We start from the raw sequence: 1111 nt of genomic DNA, 5'->3' as shown, positions 1-1111 counted from the left end.
GCCGTCGAACAGCACGTGATGCGCGGTGACGACCAGCTCGAACCGCTCCTCGCCCCGCCTCACCAACGCCAGCCGCAACAACGGCGGCACCGCCGGATCGAAGTGGGTGGCCCGGTCCTCCGCCAGGAACGCCTCCAGCGCCCCATCGTCCTGCCCGCTCAGATCCAGATACCGCCACGGCAACCGCACCGACTCCGGCACCACCTGCACCGGATCACCGTCCGCGCCGGGCACGAACGCCGCCCGCAGATTCGCGTACCGCTCCAGCAGGCACTGCCCCGCCGCCCGCATCCGCTCCGCCTCGACCCGGCCGCTCAGATGGAACACCAACTGCATGTGGTACACGTCGAACGACGCGCCCGCCAGCATCGCGTGGAACAGCAGACCCTTCTGCACCGGCGTCAGCGGCCACACCTCCGCCAGCCGCCCGAACCGCCCCTCCCACTCCTCCAACTCCGCCTGACCCACCCGCACCAACGGCGCGTCCGACGGCGTCATGCCCCCGGCTCCGTCCTCGGCCGCGTGGCGGACCAGGCCGGCCAGCGCCTCGATCCACAGTGCGGCGAGTTCCTCGACCTCGTCCCGGCGCAGGACGCCGGTCGGGAAGCCGAGGTGGGCGGTCAGTTCGGTACCCGCGCCGGTGTCGGTGGCGACAGTGTTGATCTCCAGCGCGGACAGGGCCGGCATGTCCGCGTCCGGGGCGGCGACCAGGTCGGCCCCGTCCGCCGCCGGCTCCCAGCCGGTGGTGCGGAGTTCGGCGGGCAGGTCGGCGAGGGAGACCCGGCCGAGGTAGTTGAAACCGATCTGCGGTTCCGGCAGACCGGCCAGCTCGGCGGCCGTCTCCGCGTTCAGGTGGCGCAGCAGGCCGTAACCGACACCCTTGTCGGGGACCGCCCGCAGCTGCTCCTTCACCGCCTTCAACGCCCGCCCGGCCGCCGCACCGCCCGCGACGGCCTCCGCCGCATCGATCTCGGTGAGCTGCAACCGGACCGGATACATGCTGGTGAACCAGCCGGCCGTGCGCGACAGGTCCGCACCCGCCACCATCTCCTCCGCCCGGCCGTGCCCCTCCAGCCGCACCAGCACATCCGAACGCCCGCGCCAGCGGGCC

1 protein-coding gene is annotated in these 1111 nt (G+C 73.0%); it reads right to left on the bottom strand.

Annotated features, from left to right (window positions below):
• A partial coding sequence (locus IE312_RS37810) for a condensation domain-containing protein (protein WP_229900945.1) occupies positions 1-1111 on the bottom strand: 1111 nt, incomplete at both ends.

This window comes from Streptomyces capoamus (assembly GCF_014654935.1).
Lineage (GTDB): Bacteria > Actinomycetota > Actinomycetes > Streptomycetales > Streptomycetaceae > Streptomyces > Streptomyces capoamus.
This window is presented reverse-complemented; position numbering and strand designations above follow the sequence as displayed.